The sequence below is a fragment of the Novosphingobium fluoreni genome (assembly GCF_014196615.1).
Taxonomy (GTDB): Bacteria; Pseudomonadota; Alphaproteobacteria; order Sphingomonadales; family Sphingomonadaceae; genus Novosphingobium; species Novosphingobium fluoreni.
Genome location: NZ_JACIDY010000005.1, coordinates 36,319 through 58,477, shown reverse-complemented (window position 1 = coordinate 58,477; position 22,159 = coordinate 36,319). Strand labels below are relative to the sequence as shown.

General features: G+C 61.5%; 17 protein-coding genes. 5 read left to right on the top strand and 12 right to left on the bottom strand.

Annotated features, from left to right (window positions below; genetic code table 11):
- Positions 1–23 precede the first annotated feature (23 nt).
- The 3 genes from GGR39_RS10930 to GGR39_RS10920 all read right to left on the bottom strand — a co-directional run bounded on the left by GGR39_RS10930 (position 24) and on the right by GGR39_RS10920 (position 5,659).
- The gene (locus GGR39_RS10930) at positions 24–2,225 is read right to left on the bottom strand and encodes a GumC family protein (RefSeq protein ID WP_183617173.1); all 2,202 of its coding nucleotides are present in this window, start codon (positions 2,223–2,225) and stop codon (positions 24–26) included.
- A gap of 14 nt (positions 2,226–2,239) precedes the next feature.
- Positions 2,240–2,827 (bottom strand): polysaccharide biosynthesis/export family protein, encoded by a 588-nt coding sequence (locus tag GGR39_RS10925; RefSeq protein WP_221226097.1) that lies wholly within the window; start codon positions 2,825–2,827, stop codon positions 2,240–2,242.
- A gap of 213 nt (positions 2,828–3,040) precedes the next feature.
- A complete protein-coding gene (locus GGR39_RS10920; RefSeq protein WP_183617171.1) occupies positions 3,041–5,659 on the bottom strand; it encodes an O-antigen ligase family protein in 2,619 nt (872 codons plus the stop codon).
- A gap of 64 nt (positions 5,660–5,723) precedes the next feature.
- Here GGR39_RS10920 and GGR39_RS10915 point away from each other — a divergent pair, with 64 nt between their 5' ends.
- Positions 5,724–6,692 carry a M48 family metalloprotease gene (locus tag GGR39_RS10915; protein ID WP_343055873.1) on the top strand — a complete coding sequence of 323 codons (969 nt, stop codon included), beginning with the start codon at positions 5,724–5,726 and terminating at the stop codon, positions 6,690–6,692.
- Positions 6,693–6,763: 71 nt separating this feature from the next.
- Here the strand turns inward: GGR39_RS10915 and GGR39_RS10910 are convergent, their stop codons facing one another.
- A complete protein-coding gene (locus GGR39_RS10910; protein WP_183617169.1) occupies positions 6,764–7,045 on the bottom strand; it encodes a hypothetical protein in 282 nt (93 codons plus the stop codon).
- A gap of 145 nt (positions 7,046–7,190) precedes the next feature.
- Complete coding sequence (locus GGR39_RS10905; protein ID WP_183617363.1) at positions 7,191–7,913, bottom strand: metallophosphoesterase family protein; 723 nt, start codon at positions 7,911–7,913, stop codon at positions 7,191–7,193.
- A 411-nt stretch (positions 7,914–8,324) separates the two neighbouring features.
- Here GGR39_RS10905 and GGR39_RS10900 point away from each other — a divergent pair, with 411 nt between their 5' ends.
- Both GGR39_RS10900 and GGR39_RS10895 read left to right on the top strand, forming a co-directional pair.
- Positions 8,325–8,717 (top strand): glycosyltransferase family protein, encoded by a 393-nt coding sequence (locus GGR39_RS10900; RefSeq protein ID WP_221226096.1) that lies wholly within the window; start codon positions 8,325–8,327, stop codon positions 8,715–8,717.
- A complete protein-coding gene (locus tag GGR39_RS10895; RefSeq protein ID WP_183617167.1) occupies positions 8,714–9,241 on the top strand; it encodes a glycosyltransferase in 528 nt (175 codons plus the stop codon). Before GGR39_RS10900 ends, GGR39_RS10895 begins: the two co-directional genes overlap by 4 nt.
- A gap of 88 nt (positions 9,242–9,329) precedes the next feature.
- On the opposite strand, the gene GGR39_RS10890 is transcribed toward GGR39_RS10895, so the two are convergent.
- The 3 genes from GGR39_RS10890 to GGR39_RS10880 form a co-directional block, all read right to left on the bottom strand.
- Entirely contained in the window at positions 9,330–11,471 is a 2,142-nt protein-coding gene (locus GGR39_RS10890) for a GumC family protein (RefSeq protein ID WP_183617166.1), read from the bottom strand.
- A gap of 71 nt (positions 11,472–11,542) precedes the next feature.
- Positions 11,543–12,868 carry an outer membrane beta-barrel protein gene (locus GGR39_RS10885; protein ID WP_058737134.1) on the bottom strand — a complete coding sequence of 442 codons (1,326 nt, stop codon included), beginning with the start codon at positions 12,866–12,868 and terminating at the stop codon, positions 11,543–11,545.
- A gap of 187 nt (positions 12,869–13,055) precedes the next feature.
- Positions 13,056–13,628 carry a polysaccharide biosynthesis/export family protein gene (locus GGR39_RS10880; protein ID WP_183617165.1) on the bottom strand — a complete coding sequence of 191 codons (573 nt, stop codon included), beginning with the start codon at positions 13,626–13,628 and terminating at the stop codon, positions 13,056–13,058.
- A gap of 168 nt (positions 13,629–13,796) precedes the next feature.
- Here GGR39_RS10880 and GGR39_RS10875 point away from each other — a divergent pair, with 168 nt between their 5' ends.
- Together GGR39_RS10875 and GGR39_RS10870 are read left to right on the top strand one after the other, a co-directional pair.
- On the top strand, positions 13,797–14,927 hold the full coding sequence (locus GGR39_RS10875; protein WP_183617164.1) for an acyltransferase family protein: 1,131 nt from the start codon (positions 13,797–13,799) through the stop codon (positions 14,925–14,927).
- A 118-nt stretch (positions 14,928–15,045) separates the two neighbouring features.
- Positions 15,046–16,086, top strand: a complete 1,041-nt coding sequence (locus GGR39_RS10870; RefSeq protein ID WP_183617163.1) for an acyltransferase family protein — start codon at positions 15,046–15,048, stop codon at positions 16,084–16,086.
- A 2-nt stretch (positions 16,087–16,088) separates the two neighbouring features.
- Here the strand turns inward: GGR39_RS10870 and GGR39_RS10865 are convergent, their stop codons facing one another.
- The 4 genes from GGR39_RS10865 to GGR39_RS10850 all read right to left on the bottom strand — a co-directional run bounded on the left by GGR39_RS10865 (position 16,089) and on the right by GGR39_RS10850 (position 22,152).
- Complete coding sequence (locus GGR39_RS10865) at positions 16,089–18,518, bottom strand: WD40/YVTN/BNR-like repeat-containing protein (RefSeq protein ID WP_183617162.1); 2,430 nt, start codon at positions 18,516–18,518, stop codon at positions 16,089–16,091.
- Positions 18,519–18,548: 30 nt separating this feature from the next.
- Positions 18,549–19,319: a WecB/TagA/CpsF family glycosyltransferase gene (locus tag GGR39_RS10860; protein ID WP_246388636.1), complete on the bottom strand. Its 771-nt coding sequence runs from the start codon at positions 19,317–19,319 to the stop codon at positions 18,549–18,551.
- 143 nt (positions 19,320–19,462) lie between these two features.
- Complete coding sequence (locus GGR39_RS10855; protein ID WP_183617160.1) at positions 19,463–20,725, bottom strand: hypothetical protein; 1,263 nt, start codon at positions 20,723–20,725, stop codon at positions 19,463–19,465.
- A complete protein-coding gene (locus GGR39_RS10850; RefSeq protein WP_183617159.1) occupies positions 20,722–22,152 on the bottom strand; it encodes an O-antigen ligase family protein in 1,431 nt (476 codons plus the stop codon). Before GGR39_RS10850 ends, GGR39_RS10855 begins: the two co-directional genes overlap by 4 nt.
- Positions 22,153–22,159: the final 7 nt, after the last annotated feature.

Below are 22,159 nucleotides of genomic sequence, written 5' to 3'. Positions count from 1 at the left end.
CAGACAAACCAGTGACGGTTGTCTCAGCTTTCCTTGGTGTAGCTGTAATTGTAGTAGTCGCTGTCCTCGGTGTAGCCGACTTTGCGCGCGTTGTACTTCGTCACGACGCAGCCAATCAGATTTCCCCGACCGCGAAGCAGACGGGATACCGCGGTGCGGGCTTGGCCAAAGTGGGCGGTGCCCGCCTCCACCACGAAGATCGACGCGGCAGCGGCGGAGGACAGCTCTACTGCGTCGGCCAGCGCCATGACCGGCGGGGCATCGACGACGACGATGTCATATTCTCCGGAGAGTTCAGCCAACAAATCCTTGACTGCAGTGCCCGCGAACAGGTTGGCCGGATCAGGCGGCAACGGGCCGCTGGACAAGAACGCGGGGCTTCCGTCAACCGCGGGGCGGATTGCCTCTGACGCAGGTATCAGCCGGGCCAGAACGCTGGAAAGTCCGGGTGAACCCACTGACATGTCAAAGTAGCGGTGCAGTGACGGCCGGCGTAAGTCCGCGTCGATCAGCAAGACCTTACGCCCCAGCCTCGCCATGTCACGCGCCAAGACGTAGGACGTGGTCGACTTACCCTCGCCCTTGTTGCTGCTGGTAACTAGAAGCGAAGGCGGCAACCCCTGGTTTGACGAAAGCTCTACCGAGGAGCGAACGGCGTAATAGGCCTCCGCCACGTCCGAATAAGGCGCATCCAGAGCCTCGTACAGATTGGTGCCGGAGAACTCAGGGATCACGCCCAGCAGCGGCAGATGCAGCTTTGCTTCGACATCGCGGGGATCGCGGATCGCATCATCCAGCTTCTCGCGACCGTAAGCGTAGAGCAATGCAAGGCCAAGGCCGACAATCAGCGCCATCGCCATGTTGACCAGCGGGCGCGGCGATGCGGGCCGACGCGGAACATCAGCGTTGTCGACCACGGTGATGTTGTTGTTGGTGACGCCGGCCTCCGCGCTCAACTCTTTGAAGCGCTGCAGCAGGCTCTCATACATCTGCCGATTGGTATCCACTTCGCGGCGCAGGATGTTGTACCGCACACCCAGGTCCTGCTCGGACAAGGTATCAGACTTCAACGCGTTCACCTGGCCGGAGATCGCGGCCTCCTGACGCTGAGCGGTCAGGTATTGGTTGCGGATCGAGTTGCGGATGCTTTCCCCCAACGCGCGGGCCTGGCGATCCAATTCGCTCAACTGCGCCGAAGCGCGCAGGACCGTCGGGTGATCAGGCTGCAAGTGCTGGCGCATCTGACCCAGATCGGCATTGAGCGCGGCGCGCTGCTGGAGCAACTCCTGCATCGCCGAGTTCGACAGGACCTCTGGCAAGGTCGTCGCCGGCACGCCCTCGGCCTGTTCCCAACGCTGCTGCGCCTGGAGCCTCTGCGCCTTGGCATCACCCAGTGCGCGGTTGAGCTGAACGAGGTTGGCAGTGACCAGCGAGCGCGGCTGATCAGCCTCGCCCGATTGCGCGGTTGCGCCATTGCTGGCGTCGATCAGACGCGTGGAGCGCGCGTAGCTGATCAAGGCGCGTTCCGAGGCTTCAAGACGGTCCTTGGCCAGGCCCAGCTGATTCTGCAGGAACTGGCGCGAATAGTCTCCGGTCGAGAATTTACGCTGAATGTTGCTCTGGATATATTCCTGGCAATACGTGTTGGCGATGCGAGCGGCCATTTGCGGATCGCGGCTCTTGAAAGCGATCCCCACCACGCGCGAGTTGCGACGAAGGTCGATCGTCAGGTTCATCACCAGTGCATCGATGACCTTCTCCTCACGCTGCGCGGGCGTCAGTTCGTCCAGCGACCCTGCACCTTCGGATGTGAGAAAATCATCCGATCTGGCAAGACCCAAGCGGTCGGAAACCCGCTTCGCCATTGTGCGGCTGTTCAGTACGTCCACTTGGGTCTGCAAGAAGCGATCGGCATCCGCGCCGCTGACAACGGGCTCGGTGTCCTCGGTGCCGAGGATCTTGTTGGTCTGCTGATCGACCTGCACGCTGGCGCTGGCCTGATAGACGCGCGGCATGAAAAGGATCGACGCCAGCCCGATCAGGAGCGCAGTCGCGACGATCAGGATAATCGCGATGCGATTGCGATATAGCATCGCCCATAGCGCCCGGACGTCGACCACCGGCTGGTTGGTGTAGCCCAGCGCGGAAACGGTTCCCTCGGCCGGGGCGAGATCACCCTCGTCGATCTCGTAGGGCCTGCCGGCCGCAATCTGCACCTGACGCATAACTGCGAGTTTTCCTACCTGAACGCCGTGAAGATGTTGAGCAGCGGTGCAGCACGCAGTGTATCGTGCCAAGCCTGCTTCACATTCGAATGGCCGACGACAATAACGTCTTTGCCCAGAATTGCCGGGTCCGGGTCATCGCCGCGACGGATGCGATTGAGGTCGAACATCGCTGCCGAACGCTGGCCGTCGATCGTGCGAATGACCAGCACTTCCTGCAGCTTCGCATCTTCGCTTTCGCCTTCCGCAAGGGCAATCGCATCCAGCAAGGTGGTGCCCCCGCGCACGTCGTACAGCCCGGCCTTCTTGACCTGGCCTTGAACGGTAACCCTCTGCGAAACCGAACTGTTGACCGTAACGGTGACCTGTGGATCAACATAATAGCGCCCATATCCCGACCGCAGAGTATCAGCGAGCTGGGTGGCGGTAAGCCCGCTGGCGCGAATGCGGCCTATCAGTGGCAGCGCCAGATTGCCCACCGCGTCGACGGGGATGCCGCTAGATGAAACTTCCGGCTCGTTGAAGACGTTGATGGCGATTACGTCGAGGGGACCGATAACATAATCCATCGCCGCCGTTTCCGGCGACGGAGGTGGGATCAACTTGTAGGCGTCCTCACCCGTGCGAACATTGCTGCCACGCAAGCTGGGTGCACAACCCGTCGCCAGCAACAGACAAACCAACACTGTCCGTGATGGTCGCATCATGCATTCATGCCCTCGATTACACCCCTGCCGTCCGATCCGCCGAACAAGCTCAGGCCTTTCCGTCTAAAACGGCGACAATTTCTCGTTTCAGCGAAAACGACTGCAAGGTCAAGCATGCGGACGCGGTGCGCTCCGGATCGAGACACCATCGATCCAAGCAGAGAACGGCCGCCCGTTGGTTTGCGGCAGGGTGAGTATCAGCGCCTGACCCGGGCACTCCGCGCTGACGGTGAAGCTGCCGCGCGCGGTCTGCCATCCATCCGCACCGGATGACCATGTTAGCGCGACTGGTACATTCGGCAACCCGGATGTCTGCTCACCCCGGCGGCATTGAAGCAGCGCGCCGAACTGCTGGACCAACATCACATCGTCGGCGGACACGGTAAAGGTCAGGTCATACGTTCCAGAAACGAGCGCGATCACCTGTTGTACCGCCGCCCCTTGGGCCAAGCCGTCTGAACCCACTGCCAGTGCCTGCCCGTGCCCCGGCGTTACCGCTGCGGCAACTTCGGTTCGTACTCCCGTGAGGGCTGGCGTATGCCAGGCATAAGGCGGCGCCCATGGCGACAGCACGCCTTTCTCCGCCTCGAAATCGCCGTCTCCGATCAGTGCGGTTTGCCCCGCTGCATGCCAGACGGTACGCATATCCCCAAAGCGATCGTTTGCGGCTAAAACGGTGCGAATCAGCCCGCTTTCCGCTGTGGTCATCGGCGTGCCGGCCCGGCGTAGATGACGGATCAGGTCGACCAGCTCTGCCATGGTCCAACCCGGCTGACGGGCGACCTGGTTGAAAAACGCAACCCGCCAACCAGGATTGAGCGAGAGTTGCTCCGCCAGGGCATTGCGTCCCGCCTGGGTTCGCAGCAGCTTGGGCATCAAGGGAAGCAGTTGGTCCCCGAATTTTTCCTGCCGGATAACCGCGTCCATCCGCTGCAACGCGAAAGCGTCCTGCCCGGCGGCCGTTGCCTGCTCGGCCAGCCAGAGCTGTGTCAGGATATCGCGCCAGCCCAGCGGTGCGCCTAGGCTCAGCAATGCCGCGCCTCGTTCCGCCTGCCCCCGCGCGATCAGCTCAAGCCCTTCCGTCCGCACACCCACCGGGTCAAGCGGCGCTAGAGCCAAGGTTCGCTGGGCCACTTTCAGCGCTTGATCACGATCCCCCCTGAGGACCGCCAGATTGGCGGCGGCGGCCTGCACCGGTGAAGACCATGGCGCGACGATCCGGGCCGCACCGCCCGCCCCGATCGCAGCGAGTTGCAAACCCCACTGGGTAGACAAGACCCCGAGCCCGAGCAGTGCCAGAGGTCCGGCAAATAACATCCGCCGTGCTGATCCAGCCTCCCGTCGGGCGGGTATCGGCAGGAGCATGCCGATCAGCAGCGCCAGGGTGACGGCGATCGTGTGCATCCGCGTCGGATAGTCCGTCAGCGAAGCCGCCAGCGTCAAAATCACCGCTAATGCCGCCACGATCGGTACCATCCGATCGCGTCGCCCACCCGCTTCGGCTCGGCTCCGCCAAGCTGCGTAAACTACGAAGGCAAGCCAGGCCACCAGCAGCGCAATCGCCGCGACGCCGCCCTCCAGCAGCAGTTCCAGCACATCATTATGCGCGTGGTTCACCACGTCGGGCCTCACCTCGCTCAGCGGCTCGTAAGTGGGATAGACCAAGGTAAAGGTGCCAAAACCAGTGCCCAGCGGCAGCGCATCGCGCGCGGCCAGCAAAGTGTTGGTCCAGTATCGAAAGCGCAAGTCTTCGGTTGCCGTGGCGTAGCGCGAGAGGACGGCATGCACCGGCGGGGCCACGCGCAAAACCAGCACCAGTACGACCGCCGCAACCGCGCCGCCCGCAACTACGGCGGGACTTAGCCGGCGGCGCTGCGATATCAGCACCGCCGAAGCCAGCGCCACCGGCAACAGGAATATGCCGGATCGGGACAAGGTGGAGAGAACGCCCAGCGCGAGCAGCGCCAAAGCGGCCAAGCGCGCGGCCCACTCGATCGCCTTGGCGTCCTGAGCCGGCCGAGCAGATCCCGGAATCCCCGGAACCGCCGCGATCAGAATGGCGATCAACAGGAACAGCGCGAAGTGATTGCGGTTCACGAACAGGCCAACGCCCAGTCCACGATGCGCAGAGGAAAACAGCATCGGCGCCGAATTGGGTCCAAGCGCGAGTTGCACGATCGCCAAAGGTGCGCTCAGCAACGCGATGATCAGAATCGCGCGCAGTATCCACCGCCGCTCCTGCGCATCCGAACGCGCCGCGATGAGAAGCGCTGCACTTGGCGGGGCCAGCGCGGACAAGGCCGCAAGTGTTCGATCGGGAGACAAACTCCAAGCGTGCCAGCCCGAGCCGCCCGCCGCCTCTGCGACCTGCGCCGCAAGTTGATGCCCAGGCAGCCCACCCCATAGTCGGCCAGGCAGCGGGACAACCTGCAACAGGCATAAGATCATGCAACTCACGATCAGCCACGCGGCCATGCGTGATCGCGTATCCAAGCCCTGCCAATCCAGCTTTGGAAGTTCCACCGCCAGCACGACCAGGGCGACCGTTGTAATCAGCCAACTTGCGATTGGGCTGGCAATTCCCGCCCCGCCCAGCAACAGCGCACAAACAAGGTATCCCCGTGAAAGGTTGAGGGATCGGCGCCAGATCGGGGTTTCCTGTTCAGGCTTGCGACGCTGCCGCCGTCGCTTCGATCCTGCTGTCCCGTAATTGCGTCCCGTTTCCATTTGTACGATCGCGTAGCCGAGCCATCGCACAGTGACAACCGAGCAGCTAAGGACTGTTCCTGAGATGACGAGCGATTCACCCTCCCCCCATCGACCCAGCCTCCGTGAATGGCTGGTCGGAGCGCTTTCATCGCTATTGTTCACCACGCCTGCACTGTCGCACGAGGCGGCAGAATCGCCCTTCCTGAATACTAGCTCCCCCGAAATGCGCACAGCAACGATCGGCTATCGGCTAGCCACTGCCAGCGCCACATCGTGCGCCAGGACTGAGCCTGTTACAGGCCTTTTACTTCATGACCTATCTGCATATCCGCTATCGGTCAGATCGGCCGTGTCCGCCCGCTATCGAATGACCGAGGGTTTTGGCATCCTGGGTATCGTGCCCGGGTCGCCGGCTGACGAAGGCGGTCTGAAGGCGGGAGACGAGATCGTGGCGCTGAACGAAGTCCCGATCGCCAAGCTGGAATTGCCCCCAGTTGCCATCGAACCGTCCTATGCCAGGATCGAGGCATTCGTGGCCATACTGACAAACGCACTCACGGTCGGGCCGGTCGTCGTGAAGGTTCGGAATCTTTTGGACATACGCAAGGTGAACCTGGCTGGCCGCACCGCCTGCGCCGCGCCCGTGGCAGTCGTCCCAGGCGATAGACCGGAAGCCTGGTCCGATGCCCATTATGCGGCGGTTACGCAAGGCTTGGCTCGCCTCGCCCGCGATGATGAACTGGCCTTCGCAGTCGCACACGAAATGGCGCATGTTCTGTTACAGCACGCTGGTGAACCGCACGGACCTTTAACCACGATCGGCATTGGTGGCCGCAGGTCACGCGAGCGCGAGCGGGCCGCCGATCGCCTGGGAACGATCTTGATGGTGCGAGCCGGCTACGACGCCAAGGGCGCGGAAGCATTTCTGCAACGGATGGCAGCTAGCCACCCCCTGGGGATCAGCATGACGCACCCTTCCGTGCGGGCGCGTATAGAAAGTATCAGGGTGACCGCCCAGGAGATGAAGAGCGAGCAAACCGTCAGGGATTGATGACCCGACACAAACAAAACGCCGCAGAAATATCCGCGGCGTCTCTATATCCATGCATGATCAGAGATCTCTTAGCCGGGACTGCCGTTCCTGCCTGTCGCCACCGCAGCGACAAGACCAATCACTATGATCAGACCGGCCAGCGGCACGAATACCGGAATTGTGCCGAAACCGGAGTTCGCCTTCTTCACCACGGGGGCCGACGCAGCAAATCCAGCCAGAGTGCTTGAATTGGCAGTCGCCGCCGGAGCGCGGAACGCGAGATAGGTCGGCCGCTGCTCAGCGGCGACAGCAACCGATGAGACAAGGCTGACACCAAGAGCAAGACCAAGAGCAAGTTTCTTCATGATCAATCTGCCTCCGCCTGACCGCCATCACGATCTGCCGTGATCAAACCGTCTCAGCAAAAATCCTTAAAGTCAATTCAAAGGCCGTTACGATGTACTGTGGTCGGCATCGAAGCTTCAAACACCCGCTCCGGCCGAGGGATACGAAAGTTCACCTATCGGTGACCGCGATCAACTCCTGACGATCATCTTCAAGATAAAGTGCGGTCAGCACACCGTGACAATATGCACCGGTATCAATTCCGATCCGGTTGGCGCGCACCTTAACCGTCGGCTCAATGGTATGGCCATGCACGATCACCGCGCCGTGATCGGCATCGTCATCGATAAAATCGTGGCGGATCCACAACAGGTCTGAGCGAGCCTGGCGCCCCAACGGCACGCCAGGGCGTATACCGGCATGACAAAAGAAATAATCTCCGGATTGCGCCGTCAGCGGTAGATTGCGCAGCCAGCGCATCTGTTGCTGCGGCAACGACGCCTGGAGATACCGAATGTATTGCCGCAGATCGTCGCGGGAAGTCGGCAGACGCAAGCCGTAGCTTTCTATCGTCTCCGCACCACCTACACCCAGCCAACGCTGCAGGATGCTGGCATCGCCCTCCAAGGATTGGATCATCGCCTCTTCGTGATTGCCCATCAGGACGATCACTTGATCGGTACGCTGCTCCAAGTCCCACAGAAACTCGACGACTTTGGCGCTCTGCGGTCCCCGGTCAACCAGATCACCCAGAAACACGAGATGCAAAGATTCGGGCTGTGGCAAGGCTGACGAGTGTTCACCGATCTTGTCCATCAAATCGCGCAACAGGTCATATCGACCGTGAATGTCGCCGATGGCATAGATACGTTCGCCCGGGTCAGTCCTTGGCAATGGATTCAATCCGCATATAAAACGTCGTGCATCTCATAACCCGCCATGCCCCAGCAACGCTCCGCAAACCAGCACGATTAATTTCACAGCGTCGCCACATGGCCCTTTCCGAGACGGCTTTCGGCAAACCGGCATGCCCCCTATGCGGCAGGCGAGAAATTTGCGATAGACGCATCACGGGGTCGTTAGCTTTCCACTCAAGGAAAACGGCGTAATGGTAATCTTTCGGATGAGAGCACGTTTCGCTTGATGCCAATCCACGCCCTGCCCAAGACAAGCGAGGATCCAGCTGCGATCTTGCGTGTGGATATGCCACCTGCCCCAGTCGAGGCCTCAATCGCTCGCTTTCCTGCCCGTCAGCGCGTGTTGCTGATCGCGTCTGGAGGAGGTCATTGGATTGAACTGACCCGCTTGGCCGATGCTTTTAGACATTGTCAGTGTGAGTTCGTCAGCACCGCCCCGAGCCTGATCGCGCCGATTGGCGATCAACCGGTCATCAAGGTAACGGATGGCTCCCGCGATACGTTGCGTAACCTCATCAGCGCAACGCGGCAGATTTGGCGGATCATTCGTTCACGCCGCCCAGACCTGATCGTGTCGACCGGGGCAGCTCCCGGTGCCATCGCCATCTACATCGCCAAGCTGCACGGTATCCGCACCATCTGGATCGACAGTGTCGCCAATAGCGACAGCTTGTCATTGTCCGGCCGCGCCGTACGTCCAGTGGCAGACCTTTGTCTTACCCAATGGCCGGAACTTGCCGAGCGCGACCCCCGTCTCAGGTACTTTGGGCGCGTTTTGTGATCCTGGTATCCGTCGGCACGCAGTTGCCGTTCGATCGGCTCATCAAGACTGTCGACCAGTGGGCGCTTGCCCGTGAGCGCAAGGACGTCGTGGGGCAGATCGGGCCGACGGACTACCTGCCCAAGGCGATCGACTACTTCCCATTCATGGAGCATGATCGTTTCTTCGCGTTACAGTCGAAATGCCGTGTCATGGTCAGCCACGCCGGCATGGGCTCGATCATCACCGCGCTTGAGCTTGGCAAACCCCTGATCATTCTGGCGCGCGATCATCTGCGCCACGAGCATCGCAATGCGCATCAAAGCGATACCTTGCGACAGTTTGCCAACCTAGCCGGCATCTATGCCGCGCGAGACGAAACCCATCTTTTGGAACTGCTCGACAGCCATGAGACGCTGACCGCACGGCCTTCCATAGATGCCTCGGCACCGCGCGAATTTGTCGACCGTCTCGCCGAATATGTTCAGAATACCCCGCACCGCTCACGCCGCGCTCGCTTGATGGCCAAGCTGCGCCGCCGGTAACTGCGCTTTTAGTACGTACTTACTCAATAAGAAAGGGCGCGAACGTTACCGATCGCGCCCTTTCCGGCTGTCTTATCGGCCCAGCACGTTAACTGGTAGGTTGGTTGTAATAGGCCGAATATTTCTTGGAATAATAATAGTACGCACCGACCGATTCCGAACTTTGATCGACCATCGTGTAGATCGCGCCAATCACGTTCGACCCATCAGCTCGCAACGAATTCATCGCACTGCTGACCGCGTGCTGTGGCGTTGCATCCCACTTGATCACCATCACCACGGCATCCGCCAGCGCCGCCAGGAAACGACCGTCGGCAAGACCGAGCAACGGCGGAAGATCGAGCACGATAACATCGTACTTGGCGGCCAGTTCTTCCAGAATGTTGGGCATCACATCATTGCCGAACAGGTTTTCGGAGCTGAAGTAAGGCTTGTTGACCACGATCTGATCGAGGTTCTCGAGCCCTGAGGCCTCGATCGCCTGCTCTAGCGGAGCATCCCCCGTCAGCACTTCCACTGTGCCTGCCGCCACAGCTGGGGTACCGAGGATCTGGCGAAGCTGAGCGCGTCGCACGTCGACGTCGAGGATGATCGTACGCTGGCCATTCATGGCCATGGTCCGCGCCAGTGCCAGAGCCGTAGTGGTCTTGCCCTCGCTCGGCATGGCCGACGTCAGTGCGATAACGCGCGGTTTCGTATCCGACTTCACACCCATGATCGACGCGCGCGCATTGCGCAGTGCCTCGGCGAACTGTGACGTCGGCTTTTCGATCAAGAGATCGGCCGGGCGAGCCACCTTTCGCATCGCGGGGATCGCGCCCAGCAACGGCACGCCGAGTTCGCCTTCGACGTCCTCGACACTGCGCATGCCCGACACCATCAGTTCCTGCACGGTGATGACTGCGATGCCCGCACCGACACCCACCAGCATCGACAACAGGATCAACAGCGGGCGGTTCGGCCAGCTGGGAGCTTGCGGGGCATCAGCGGCGTCGACGATCTTGGCTTGCGCGATCGAGTTTTGTGACGCCTGGCGCGTTTCGGAAACCTGCTGCGCCAAGCGGTCGTAAGCCGCATGGGCGCTGTCGGCTTCACGCTGGAGACTGTCGGCGATGACAGAAGCGCGAACGCTGTCGACCTGCTTGCCCTCCAACGCATTCATATCCGAGCGCAATGACCCCGACATTGCGGCGCTGGAGCTGGCTTGCGACTGCAAGGAGCGGATGACGCGCGCAGACTCTTCGCGAAGCTGGCGATCAAGTTGGCTGAGCTGGTCGCGCACGCGCGCGGTTTCAGGGTGACGGGGGCCATAGCGATCCTCGATCTCGCCCAAGGCACGCAAAACTTGCGCGCGCTGGCTGCGAAGATCCTGGATCGTTGTGGAATTGAGCACATCGGACACCGTATCGATCCGACCGGAGCGGACCTGCGCTTGTGCCGCCGCGAGATCGGCGCGCGCCTTGGCGGCTTGCGCATCTGCCTGGGCCAGCTGAATGGCAAGCGGCGAAATCTGCTGGTCGATGATGGTCTGCTGGCGCTGGTTCTGCTCGCCACCGCCGCTCAGAATGCCGTACTGCGATCGGTATTGCGCCACTTTGGCGTCAGCTTCACGAGCTTCGCGACCCAGTTCGTCCAGGCGCTTCTGGAAGAAGGCGAACTGGCGTTCGGCGGTGCCAATGCTGCTGCCCACCTTCGCATCAAGGTAAGCAGTCGCAAACGCGTTGGCGACACGGGCGGCCTTGGATGCGTCAGGCGAGGTAAAGCGGACGGCGATGATGTAGGTAAGCTTCTCGCGCGATACGGACACCTGTTCGCGCACCTTGTTCACGACGGCGTCGAACCGACCGGCGCGGCTAAGCTTACCCTTGGCGATGGCTTCGTCCAGGCCTTCGGTGAACTCTGGATCCTTATCGAGGCTGAGGCGCTGGACCACGGTGCGGGCCACCGCGATCGAGTTCGCAACCGAAACCTCGGTTTCGATCGCTTCGCTGGCCAGCTGGGCCTGCGCTTCGTTGGCGCTGCGCAAGGGGTTGCGCGTGGGATCGATCTGCACGCGCGCCACACCAGTGTAGACCGGCGTGATCCGCAGCGTCAGAAACACGCCTACGACCGTGACCAATCCGGCCACGATCAGCAGCGTAAGCAACCTGCGGCGCACGACATCGCGCGCCGTGCGGAGGACATCCGACAAGCGGGCCTCATAGTTTGCGACGTTGGTCGAGACTTTCATGCCGATCTCATTCCTTTGCCCAGTAAGCGCAAGATGCCCGTCATCCCCGCCCCCCTGGTTTCCTCGTTACCCTAGCGCCTGACGCGCAACGTGACTTGCCCGCGCAACTCGTCGAACGCGATACCCAACGGGAGCGCGCCTGGGCGCGCGTGACCGTACTGCACATTCGCGGCAATGCTGATGAAGCGGTTGGATTGGTATTTTGCGGTAAAGCCGGCAATCGTCAGGCGCGATGTCGCATCCGTATCCAGGAGCTTCTGGTTCACCCGCGTCAGATTGGCCGTCAAGATGAGATTCCGAAGCAAGGCATGATCGATGTTCACGCTGGCGCGTGTATCCGTATACGCACCGTTGAACGGCGAGCTTGAGTCCTGAATCGTTCGCTGCGCACCTAGCCCTATGGTCGTCAGAGGGGACAGGAAGAACTCCGATTGCACCTGCAGAATGAAGCCGGAGTTATCCCGGTAGAAAGCAGCATCGAAATTGCGTTTGGCATAGCCACCGCCGATCGTGCCCCGCATCAACCCCGCAAGGTCGAAATTAAGGCCCGTCAGCACGGTGTAGGCCTTGCCGTCGCGGTTTGCCCGTCCATCGGAGCGGAGCGGTGCCTTGTAGTCCGTTGCCTCGTAGGTCACCTGGGCGAAAGCTGCGATGCTCGGCGACAATCCATACTCGGCTTGCACCGTCAGGCGATCAAGGCTCCGATCGCGCTCGCGCTGGCTACGGATGGCGCCACTTACAAAGCGAATATCATCAAAGTTGAGAGATATACGTTCCGCTCTGGCCGTCAGGCGAGTTCGCCCGGCTGAATAAACCGCCGTCAGCGAAGGAGAGGCCCTAGTAAAGATCGAAAGAACCGAAACGTCAGCTGCAAGATCAGATGCAAAGGGCGATTCCGACGCCCGGCTATATTGCATCCGACCGGTGATCTGGAGGTTGCGGCCAATATCAAGACGGCCCTGCCCCGTCAGCGCATAGGCATTCTGGTTACGCAACTGCTCATGCGCGTAACGCTGGATGTCGGCACTGGCGACGATATCCACTTTATGGCGCGGCAGGTCTGTGGTGACATTCACGACCGGCTGAAGAAAATAGAATGCGTCGCTACGCTTGAATGAATTAGAATTGAAGACGTTGTTGGTCGCACCGGTGACGATGCTGAGCGAGGGATATACGAGCACCGAGCCCGATCGGACACCCAAAGGTTGGAATGCCGGATCAAATTGTTCGACTACGGCAATATTGCGACCACGGTTGTAGGTCGGTTCCAGCGTCAACGGCACCAGCGGAGCAATAGCCTGCGCTCGTGCCACGCCCGCGCCGGCCAGGAGCGGCAGCGCAACGATTGATCCGCAGAACGCCCGTGAGCGCAGGCCGCGAGCAACGACGTCAGTCATGCGGCGAGCAGAGCGTGTCGCTTGCATTATGGCCGCGTAAGTCAAATCCGACATGTCTGCGCGCAAAGGCCCGGCCACGACGATACGACCGTCACGCTTAATGATACGGCGTCCGTCCAGCGTCCGGTTCAGTCGCGGCGCCGACCCGCGACGCCCCCCGACATCGCGGAAATCAGAGGCGATATACTCAGAAATATCGCTCGCCTATGCGGATCGTATCGCCCGGCAGCACACGCAGGGTCGGCGTCAATTCGAATTCCGTCTCAGCCTCCTCGCCACGATGACGAATGAAGGCGCGGCTCTTCTTCGCGCGCGGTGTGAAGCCGCTTGCAGTGGCGACCGCACTGTAAACGGTCATCCCACTGACGTAGGGATATTGCCCTGGCGTGGTCACTTCGCCCAAAATGAAGAAAGGCCGGTAAGTGATGACTTCCGCGCTGACCTTGGGATCGCGCAAGTAGCCGTCCGCCAGGAGACGGGCGTAATCCGCCGCGACGTCGCGCGTCGTCTTGTTCGCAGCCGGGACATTGCCGACCAACGGCAGCGACACTTCACCGTCACCACTGACGAAAAATTCGCCCGAAAGTGTCGGCTCATTAAACACGGTTACGCGTAATTTGTCACCTGCACCTAGCGGGTACGTCTCAGACAACTGGTCGTTGACGGCGTAGCGCTCACCGCTGGAAACGACGCTTCCCGACGACGCACATCCGGCCAGCGACAATGCCGCCAAAATGACGTAATATTTGCGAAACCCCACCGGCAAGCGCCTTTCCGTTGCCACTTTATCGATACCTGCCTAAACAGCTTTCTCGAATTGATCAAGCTTCGGCGGAATGATTGGCGAAGCGGTTGGTGCCGAAACGACACAACGCCTCATACTTATTTACGATGGCAGCAAAAACGGACATATACGATCAATAACGATATGGCATTCTTGGTGGGTAGTAATGGTATTCATAAAAAGGGTACCATTGTTGATGGCATTCAATACCTCCGCGGTTTGAGTGCCGTTATTGTCGTTATCAGTCATTGCAATGGCATCATCGGTAAACCAGAATACTACTCGAGAATGGTGATGCCTGACTGGCACGTTGCATCGCTCTTCGCAGTTGCAGCATTCTTTTCTATCAGCGGTTTCATCATCCTGATCGCGGCGATGGATGAGCATCTCGTACCCAAAGCGCCGGTTGGAGAATTCCTGCGCAGACGGTTCGTCAGGATCGTGCCGTTCCTGTGGCTCTGCACAATCGGTTATAACGCATTGAGCTGGGCGGGAACTTCGCGCCTAGAGTGGGATCTCGCCCTTCGCACGCTTATCGTCTGGCCAATCGGGGAGTTGAAGCCGAACGTTGCCTGGTCGTTGCGACATGAGTTGTTGTTCTACGGCGTCTTCGCTTGGGCTTTGCTAGGCTCACGCCGCCGCCCTGCAATTCTGATCGCCTGGTTCGTCGCCAGCGCAGCCTTCTACTTCCTGAGCTACGATCTGGGGTGGGCAGCGGACGTGACGCAGCAGCCGTGGTTCGAGGTTCTGAAAGTCGTAATGGGCGGGGATCACGGCGCAAATTTCCAGTTTGCCATCGGCATGACGGTGGCATGGCTTTTCCTGACCAGGCCACATCTTCTGCCGATCGGCCAAGTGCCGGCGGTCACGATGATCGGCTTGATGGCGGCAAGTTGCCTGATCGTCACGTTGCTGCCGGAGCAATATGGCCTGGGCATTTCCGCTTTATGGACCGCACTGAGCGCGCCGATCCTGCTATGCGCGGTCTGCGCCCGGCCCGCCTGTGGTTGGTTAGGCAAGGCGGGTCTGGTTTTGGGCAATGCCTCCTTCGCGATCTACTTGGTACACAATCCCATCGTTTTGGTACTGCTGGCGATCGCCGCAAAAGTGCACCTTCCCTTGGGTAGCCCCCTTGCGCTGGCTGCGTTCTTGATCGCGTGCGTTGTTCTGGCGGTTACAGGCGGAATCGTGGTCCATTATCTGGTCGAAACGCCGTTGATACGGATCGTCAATCAATGGTCCCGCGGGCAGCGACCTATTCCGGTGCTTCGATGAACCCACGCAGCGTTAGCGTGCCGGAACAGGACCCATTTATATATTGCCCGAGCTCGGGCTGGACACGATGGCACACCAGCGCAATGGTCTTGCTTAACAACGAAAGCCATCGGGCCGCATGAGGATACTCCCGATCCAGTACTTGCGCGGTGTCGCGGCCCTGATGGTTGTCGTTGCGCATGCGCTGCTCCACCCCATCGATTACGTTGACGCTACCTATCGGCGACTGGGATCGTTTGGGGTGCTACTTTTTTTCGTCATCAGTGGCTTCATCATGGTCTATAATACCGGGCAGGGCCCGTTCAACGGTGGCCGCTTTCTGCGCCGCCGGATCGAACGGATCGTGCCGCTGTACTGGCTGGTGACCATCGGAGTCGCGCTGCTCGCGGTCGTGGCGCCAGCGTTCCTCAAGAACACCACGTTCTCATGGGCGCAGTTGGCCAAGTCGCTGCTGTTCATCCCTTACGCCCGCGAAAATGGCGAGTTGGTGCCGTTGATGAAGCTGGGGTGGACGCTGAACTACGAGATGTTCTTCTATGTGCTGTTCGCACTGGCGGCGTCACTCAGCGTGGGCCGGCGCGTGGCGGTGATCGCCATGCTGTTCGTGGTGCTCACACTCATCGGCGCGCTGATACCGTTTCAAAGCGCCATACCGCGCTTCTACACCGAAGAACTGTTGCTCACTTTCGCGCTGGGCATGGGCATCGGCATGCTTTTCCTGCGAGGCTCATGGCTGATAAAGGACCCCCGCATGGCGCTGTTCTGGATCGCGAGCGCGATCACCTTCATCGTGCTGGGCTTTGCCATGCCCGCCGATCCGCCGCTCGGGCCCAAGACAGATGCGATGTTCACCCTTGCCTCCGCATCGCTGATCGCACTGGGGCTATGCGTCGAACATCGCATCCCGGTGTCCCGGATCGGGCTGACCCTGGGGGATGCGTCCTACGCCATGTATCTGACGCACATGTATTTCGTGGCGGCATCGATCGTCGTGATCAGCCGGGTGGCCGGCCCGCAGGCGCCTTGGCTGGAGGTCGTCAGTTCGATAATCCTCAGCGTCCTGATCTCGATCCCCTTCCACCACTACGTCGAGAAGCCGATGAGCCGCTGGCTGCGGGCTGTGCCGCCTTTGCGACGCCACCGCCCGGCTTCCCCCTAGCCTCAACGCGCGACGGCAAAGCACTGGCTAATCGCAAAAGCGGACAGAGGTGAGGCCTTGCACGATGCCGGCTCGCCCCAGATCCAGCCCGAGCCTCTGTAGCCCAGGTAAACGCGCCCAAAAACGTCCGGATCGGCGGCCATCACCGTCACCTGATCGAGCGTGCCCATGGGAAAATCGGCTAATCGCTGCCAAGTCGCCGCGTTATCGATAGAGCGCCACACGCCGTAGGAGCCGTTGACCTGACCGGAGATGTAGATCGCCGGGTAAGCCGCGCCCGCCGCCGCCTTGCCGAAGGCGACATCATCCACGCGACCGAGATTGGCAACCTTGCTCCAAGTCCTCCCGCCATCGGTACTGCGCATCAATGGCGAGCGATTATCGGCGGTGCCCGTAGTGAAAAACAAGTGCCCCGCCTTGCCCGGTACCGACCGCAGCTTCGCCGCCGAATTGCTACCGGGCGCAATCTCACCGGCGAACACATGCTCCCAGTTCAACCCACCATCGGGCGAACGCCACAGTCCAGCCAATGCCGCATTCGGCGCTTCGCCGCTGTGGTAGAGATAGAACACGCCGCCGCTGGTCTTGTCAGCCGCCAGGGTCTTGCGCTGGTACCAGTTGTTCTGAAAGGAGCCGTAGTTATCCCCCTGCGCGCCTGATAGCCTGACCTGCTCCCACGTGCGTCCGCGATCCTTGGTGAAGAAGGGCGCGCGGTTCTGCGCCGGAGCCCAGACGATGTTATCGGGATCACTGGCGGAGACCGCGATCGTGCCGAACGCCATCCGCCACGGATCGTCCGCCTTTGTCCCCGGCGGTGTTGGCAAAGTCGGGAATTTGGACCAGGTGCTGCCGCCATCGATGCTGGTGCCCGCCATCACCGCGTTGCCGTCCTCAGCACAGCAGGGCCGTGTATCGCTGGCGTTGGTGACGAGGAAACTGGTGTCCGCCGGCGACCAGTCCAGTTGCTGCACGGCGATGAACCCCCGATCGGGCGAGAAGCGCGTGGAATAGGCGTTCAGGTCATGCTTGATGTGCATGCCGAAATCCCAGGCGGCGAAGACTGGCGCATGGCCTGGCGTCTGCACCACATCGTTGGCGGCAAGTTCCTCGATGCCGCGCGTCTGGCTGACCCAGGCAAGATTTGTGTCACCCCCGGTCAGATCGGCGCGGAATACGCCCACACCGTGCGCCGCCCAGATCCGATCCGGCCGGGCGGGGTCGAACATGATCGACCCGGTGGCGAAGAACGGCAGGTCAGCCACCTTCAGCCAGGGCGGATCGCCTTCGCCCACGCTGGCCGAATGCGTTATGTTCGACCATGTCTTGCCGCCATCGGGGCTGAGGAAGCCGTTGCCGCCCTCGTCCAGCGCGATGATGCGATCGGTGCGACTGTCAGCCGCCAGGGACTGGTAATTCAGCGCGGCAAGTTTGCCCTCTTGCACCAGATCGTGCCAGCCATCGGCTTGCCGGTAGGACCAGACGCGCTTGCCTTCCAGGTCAGCGGCGAAAAAGTCTCCATTGCGGGCAAAGCCCCCCCGGCTGAGGCTGGTCGGGTGCTGCCCGCCATCGCCGAGGGGCCTGAAGGTTGCGCCGCGATCGGTCGAGACGAACATGCCGATGCCGGAAGCAAACGCGAAGACCCGGCCCGTCGTCCGACCTTCGCGGCCCGGCTCGAACCAGATCTGGCTACCGGGGGATTGCACGCCTGGGTCGGGCGCGCGGTCCTTGTTGACCGGCATGCTCGCCACTTGCTGCCACGTGCGACCGCCATCGCTGCTGCGCCATAGCCCCCGCCCCGGCGTGCCGAGCAGAACGATGTCCGGATTGCCGGGATCGACGGCGAGGAAGGGCCCGGCAAAGCGCCATTGGCTGTTCGCGTCCCATTCCACCGGGAAGGGCCCGGTCTGCGCCGCGGTGAAGTGCGCGCCGCGATCGTCGGAGCGGTAGACCATACCCTTGATCGCGAGGTAAATGCGGTTCGGATCGGACGGGGCGACAACCACTTCGTAGGCACCGCGCGCCAGTCCATCCTGAACCCGGTCACCGGCCGGCATCGCCGCCGCCGTGACCAGCTGATGCCAGCGGTTGTCCTTGTCGCTCCAGATATATGCGCCGTAAACGTCGGTACGGGCGACGAAGGTTTTGCCAGCCGCATCCATCGACAGGCCCACAATAAAGCCGCCACCACCGATGGCCACATGCTTCCAGGCATAGGTCTCGCCCTGCACCGGACCACTCGCCTTGATCAGAGCCACAGGGGGCGTGGTGTCGAGCGATTCGGGATCGTGGCGGTGCAGCTTGACGTAGGCTGCTCCGGCCAGCGTACCGGCGAGAACGAGCGGAATGCCGATGTAGGCCATCAGCCGCGGCCAGCGCTTTTGCGGCTTTGCGAACTGGTCATAGCGGATCGAGCGGCGGTCGCGTGGGGGCATCGGTTCCTCATCAGCGTGTCGGCGCGAAGGTCAATCGCGCGTGCGGGTGAGCAGGTAGTAAACCGCGATCGGATTGGTCACGAGGTAGCGCCAACCAAGCCGCAGCGGCTCGCGCGCACCGCGATAGAGCCACTCCAGCCCCAGCACCTGCATCCAGTACGGCGCGCGCGACACGCCGCCGCCGTAATGATCGAAAAGGCCCCCGCACGTACGCACCCAGGCGACACCGCCCAGCATCTCACGCATGGCGACGGCGATCTCTTCCTGGCGCGGCGTACCAAGGCCAAGCCACAACACGTCGGTACCGGCATCGCGCACCTGGCGGCATATCTCTGCCAGATCGGCGTCCTTGAAATAGCCATTGCGGGTGCCCGCGATCTGGAGATCCGGAAAGCGGTAGCGCAAATGCTCGGCAGCGCGCGCGGCGACACCGGGGCGCGCGCCCAGAAAGAAGAAGCGCACCTGATTTTGCGCCGCCACCGCGCAGGCGTCGAGCAGAAAGTCGGTCGTCGCCGCGCGTTCTGTCAGCGGATGCTTGCAGAAGATGCGGCTGGCGAACACCAGCGGCATGCCGTCGGCATCGATCAGGTCCATCTTGTCCATGGCCGCCCGCAAGGCCACGTTGCGGTGATAGTCGGCGACGACGCTGCCGTTGGCCGATGTCAGCAGACGGGGCAGCGACCGGACTCTGCTGCGCACTTGCGCGACATCCACCAGCATCAGTTGCGCCATATGCGCGCGAGTGAGCCGAACGATAGGCAGGCCGCCGATCGTCAATCTTGCGATCTGCGGGTCGGCCATCGTCGCAGGCGAACCCGGCGCTATCGGGGACGCTATCTGGGATGCGGGAAATTCCGATCTCGCCTCGTTCAACCCGCAGCTCCATTCGCTGGCCGCATGGCCTCTCGGCATCTGTCGTAGCACACCATCGTTCAGGATAAACCCTAGGTCGAAGGACGCGCCAGGAAACGGGTAGTCGCTCGCCACGCAGCGAACGCGAACACACCTTCTCCCAGCACGATACCGGCGATCGAGATAACCGGACTGACCGTGAACACCAGGATCAGCACTGCCCCGATCGAAAGGACGGCGGTCCAGCCACTGATCCAGGCCAACTGGCGAAAGCGCCCCGCCGCTAGCAGGATCACACCCTCCGGCGCATGAAGCAATCGCGCCAGGGCCACCGCCAGCCACAAACCGATGCCGGCCAGCACGACGCCCAGGCCGAACTTGCCGACCATGTATGGCTTGGGCGCAAATGTGATGACCAGGCCGGCCAGCACGATCGTCGCCGCCCAGATCGCCAGCAGCAGCAGGCGCAGATGCAGCCGGGCAGTGGCAAGCGCAGCAAACTCGCCGCGGGCGATGCGATGCGCCGCTCGGGCTCGCTCAAACTCTACAAGTGCGTTGACGGCCACCGTCACCGGGCGGATGAACAGCACGGTCGCAGCGATCGGCGCAAAGGCGCGAGGCCCCAGTAGCGCCGTCACGATATAGCTGTGACTGTTGACCGTCGCCTCCGTGCTGATCACCCCCACCAGCGACCAGCGCGCATCGCGATGCCAAACTGTGGCATAGTGGCGTGGAGCGCCGCGCCGAACGCGGGGTTCACGCCGAGAAATGAGGAGCGGCGCCAAGCCACTCAACACAGCCGCCGCAAGCAACGCCAGCGCGCTTTGCTCACCGGTGCGGGGCAGGACGGACAGCACGATGACGCCGCCCAGCAGCACGGCGCTGTAGACCAGATCGGAGGCCATCGCCCTCCGATAACGACCCTGTGCGGTCGCCTGTACACGCGCGTATTGCCGGATCAGCACCAAAGTGCCGTAGGTGGCAAACAGCAGCGCCGAGGCCGTGCCCAAGCCAACAGCGAGCGCGATGGCCAGGAAGATCAGCCCTGCTGGCGCCAGAGCCAGCCAGGCCATAGCACGCACGCCCTCAAGCTCGTCATGCGCCGAGCCAGAACCGGCAGCGGCTTGTGCCGACAGCACCAGGAGGGGCGAAGTAAACAGCGCAGCCCACACCCCGACGCTGAACTGTGAAACGACAAACGTGAAAGACAGCCGCCCGAACTCCGCCACCGGAAGACTCGCCAGGAGGGTGAGGGAAAGCAGGAATTGAACCGCCGCCGATGCCATCGGCCCTGCGGCCGCAGTAGCGTACCACTGTATCCGTCCGCGCCAGGACGCGGCGTCGGCAGCGATCACCCGATGCGATCTTCCGCAGGTTCCGGCGTGCCGGCGGCATCGCGAACCGCGCCCGGCCGGCTCCAATCGCCTGTAGCAATTCTAGACCGGATCGCCTTGAAGCTGTTTCGCGTCGCCAGGCGGATCATCCGCTCGCGAAGGTACTGGTGCGCGCCCGCGCTCTGGTCCGACAAGCGGTGGATCAACACGACGGCGATGACCAGAAATATCTCCACCACGGCCGTACGATCCAGCAGCGTGGACTCCGTGATGTTCGAGCCCGCGCAAAATACCAGGATCGAACACAGCAGTGCCCGGCGCGGCCGACTTATGCTGAGGCTGCAGAGCAGGCGGATCATCGGCCAGACCAGCAGCACCGCCACCGCCAGGACCAGGCCAGGCAGTCCGATCGTCACCAACAGATCGAGATATCCGTTGTGACCGCTGCCAATGTTATGCGCTACCCATCCCCGGGCGTAATCGAAAATCGGACTGCGATCACCGATCTGCCAGAACGACCCAAATCCTGACCCGGTCAAAAGATGGTCACCAGCATACTCTAGCAAGGGGGGCCAGATCGAGCCACGCCCGGTCAGAGCGAAGGGATCGTTCAAGATCCTCTCGATGATCCCGGAATACATAAAGACGTATAGGACAATCAGCCCGGCCGCCGTAACCCCGGCCGGAAGAGCCATGGAACGGTGGCGCGGATTATAGAATTGCATCGCAAACCCGGCGGCGAGAGCGATGACGACCATTCCAATCGATGTCTTGGCGTTCGACATCACCAAAAAGACTGTCGCTGCCGATAACACCAGGGCATGAACCCAAGGTGGCATACGACTGCTGGTGCGATCGAAGGCGAAGAACAGGATCGTCATCGAGCAGGCCACGCCCGCAACGTTCTTGTGCGACATCACGCCGCGCCAGTCGTCGATGATGCTGGATTCATCCGTCGCCAGATGCTTTGCCAAGGGCGTGGCATAGATCGATACGAAATTGGCGACCAACAAGACGACCAGCACGATCCGCATCAGGTTCAGGGTGCGCACCGCTCCCAAATCACCCACGGAACGTACGACAATCCAGATAGCTGCGGTGGTGAGCGCTAGGCGCCGCATCGCCAGCGCCGGTTCAATTGCCCACAAACAAGTAAGCAGGCAATAGCCCAGAAGAATCAGTATCGACGTCGGCACGGCCATGGGTGGTCGCGCGTTCGACGGCGCGATCATCAACAAACCCAACGCCCCCAGGATCAGCACTTGTCGCCCGATATCGCCTTGCTGCGACGTCGCACTCGCGACGGTATCCGCATAAGGAGCCAGTCCAACCAGGGACAGTTCCAAAAGAATGAAAAGGGCTACCGAGGCAATCAGCCGCCGCAACCGCATGACTCTCTCGAAGGCCTGCGCGGCAAAATCATGCTGAGTGGGGAGCACGGTTGCCATCAGACCA